General features: G+C 38.1%; 1 protein-coding gene and 2 pseudogenes. 2 read left to right on the plus strand and 1 reads right to left on the minus strand.

All coding sequences use genetic code 11. From position 1 onward, the window contains the following. Positions 1-191 precede the first annotated feature (191 nt). Both tnpA and tgt read left to right on the plus strand, forming a co-directional pair. A pseudogene (tnpA, locus tag HMPREF9425_RS09170) lies at positions 192-620 on the plus strand (IS200/IS605 family transposase). Between the two features lie 380 nt (positions 621-1000). Continuing rightward, complete coding sequence (gene tgt, locus HMPREF9425_RS00940) at positions 1001-2143, plus strand: tRNA guanosine(34) transglycosylase Tgt (protein ID WP_003095978.1); 1143 nt, start codon at positions 1001-1003, stop codon at positions 2141-2143. 134 nt (positions 2144-2277) lie between these two features. Here tgt and HMPREF9425_RS10620 read toward each other — a convergent pair. Further along, a pseudogene (locus HMPREF9425_RS10620) lies at positions 2278-2658 on the minus strand (transposase); the annotation flags it as partial. Between the last annotated feature and the right edge of the window lie 119 nt (positions 2659-2777).

The raw sequence follows: 2777 nt of genomic DNA on the forward strand, positions 1-2777 counted from the left end.
CCTGCTTTTTTTGCTGTCTTTACGGAACCATTATCTGTGCTAGTGGTTCCGTAAAGCTTTTAGCGATGTATCAAATAGTCCTCCTACTAAAGTGTTTTATTAGATAAGGTTTCCCGATCACTAATTAATATATTAAAGGAGGATTTTTGTTGAGACAGAATAATAGTTTAGCACATACTACATGGAATTCTATGTACCATATTGAGTTCGCACCCAAATATTGACGTCAGATAATTTATGGGAAATACAAAGCAAGTATTGGTCAAATTTTACGGTTAATATGTGAAAGAAAAGGCGTTGAAATTCATGAAGCAGCAGCTTGCTCAGATCATATTCACATGTTGGTGAGTATACCATTTAAATTAGGTATCTCTTCATTTATTGGATATTTAAAGGGTGAGAGTAGCTTAATGGTATTTGACCGACACGCTAATTTAAAGTATAAATATGGGGATCGCAAATTTTGGTGTTGAGGCTTTTATGTTGATACGGTTGGACGAAAGCAGAAGCGAATTGAAGAATATATTTCTAATCAATTACAAGAAAACGTAATAGCAGATCAGCTAAGTCTATTTGAGGAGTATGATACGCCTACAGGTGGGAAGAATCAAAGAAAGTAATCCTAAAGATTCCCACTAGACGGGGCAACTAGCAAAGGTGGTGCTGAAGGGAAACCATTCGGTAGGCCTCTAGACATTGGTCGGAAGCAGAGTCTTTCAGCTGAAGAGCAAGCCGCCCGTTCTGATATGGCCCCTGTCAAGTAGACAGCTTAAATACCTAACAATAGTGTTTGTTTTTAAGTTTAGTCGTACAAAATAAATGTACGGGTGATTTTGACTTGCTGAAAATGTTAGGCGATGGGCTTTAAAGAGTTTGAATCGACAGTTTGAAAATAGAGAGCTGACAATTCTTATAAAATTTGATACACTAAAGCAGTTGTGGATAATGTTCGCTTGTTAAAAAATACTTAGGATTGTTTTTCCTAACGTAAGGAGTATAAATGACTGATTTTCCTATTAAATATCGTCTAATAAAGAAAGAAAAATACACAGGAGCACGCCTGGGAGAAATTATAACGCCTCATGGCACCTTTCCAACACCGATGTTTATGCCTGTCGGTACCCAAGCTACTGTAAAAACGCAATCCCCTGAAGAATTAAAGCAGATGGGTTCAGGAATTATTTTGGCAAATACCTATCATCTATGGCTGAGACCTGGTGATGAGCTTGTTGCTAAAGCTGGTGGACTCCATAAGTTTATGAATTGGGACCAAGCCATTCTTACAGATAGTGGAGGATTCCAGGTTTACTCATTGGCGGAAAAGCGAAACATTTCAGAGGAAGGTGTAACCTTTAAAAATCACCTTAATGGAAGTAAGATGTTTCTTTCTCCTGAAAAAGCTATCTCAATTCAGAATAATCTCGGCTCAGATATTATGATGAGCTTTGACGAATGTCCGCAATTTTACCAGCCATACGATTATGTCAAAAAATCTATCGAACGTACAAGTCGTTGGGCAGAGCGTGGACTAAAAGCACATCGTCGGCCACACGATCAAGGGCTCTTTGGTATTGTACAAGGAGCTGGTTTCGAAGACCTTCGCAGACAATCTGCGCATGATTTGGTTTCTATGGATTTTCCAGGGTATTCTATTGGTGGTCTTGCGGTTGGAGAAACTCATGAAGAGATGAATGCCGTACTAGATTTTACTGTACCTCTACTTCCTGAAAACAAACCGCGTTACCTTATGGGAGTAGGGGCGCCAGATAGTTTGATCGATGGTGTTATCCGTGGAGTCGATATGTACGACTGTGTTTTGCCGACAAGGATTGCTCGAAATGGGACGTGTATAACTAGCAATGGACGTCTAGTGGTTAAAAACGCTGCCTATGCAGAAGACTTTAGCTCAATTGATCCAGAGTGTGATTGTTACACGTGTAAAAATTACACACGTGCATATGTGAGACACTTGTTGAAAGCAGATGAGACGTTTGGAATTCGTTTGACAAGTTATCATAATCTTTATTTCCTAGTAAATTTGATGGCCAAGGTGCGTCAAGCTATTGTTGATGACAACTTACTTGAGTTTCGTCAAGACTTTATTGAAAAATATGGATATAATGCGAGTAACAGAAATTTTTAAATAATTTATTTAGCAGTATTGAATGTACTGCTTTTTTCCTTCTTGAATTGTCAAATTAAGTGCATACTTTCCCCATAGAATACTTCATTTCGTGGCCTATTATTAAGTTTGTTTTCCTGCAGCTGAATAGTCTGATGACTTGTCTTTCCACGATGGCGGTGCTTACGAATACCACCACGAGCACGATGAGATAGTGAGTTATCATCAAAATGCCCTCTGTAAATGGCTCGATAGATTGTTTGATAACTAATAACAGTTTTCCCATACTCTAATCTCAACTGACCTTCTATTTCTTCAGGAGACTATTGGTAATCGAGAAATAAATGTTTGACGGTATTGCTTAAATTGTGATCTCTTTCAAGCATACGTTTCCGCCCACAGTGTGATTTAGCCATATGGTAAGATTTCTGTGCATGACTTGGAGAATAGCTTCCTTCTTTTAGATGTCCCTTCCACTCACGACTAATACTAGACGGATAACGATGAAGTGACTTAACAAAATGATGGTAGCTCATAAGATTTCCCTTCGTAACGAGTTCATTCAATTCTATTTTACAAGAAAATCTTATGAGTTTTTATTGTGTACTTATCACTTGTATTGTATATTCAAGTTAAAAACCCTCTTGACAGCTAT

Origin of the sequence: Streptococcus vestibularis ATCC 49124 (assembly GCF_000188295.1) — a bacterium.
Lineage (GTDB): Bacteria > Bacillota > Bacilli > Lactobacillales > Streptococcaceae > Streptococcus > Streptococcus vestibularis.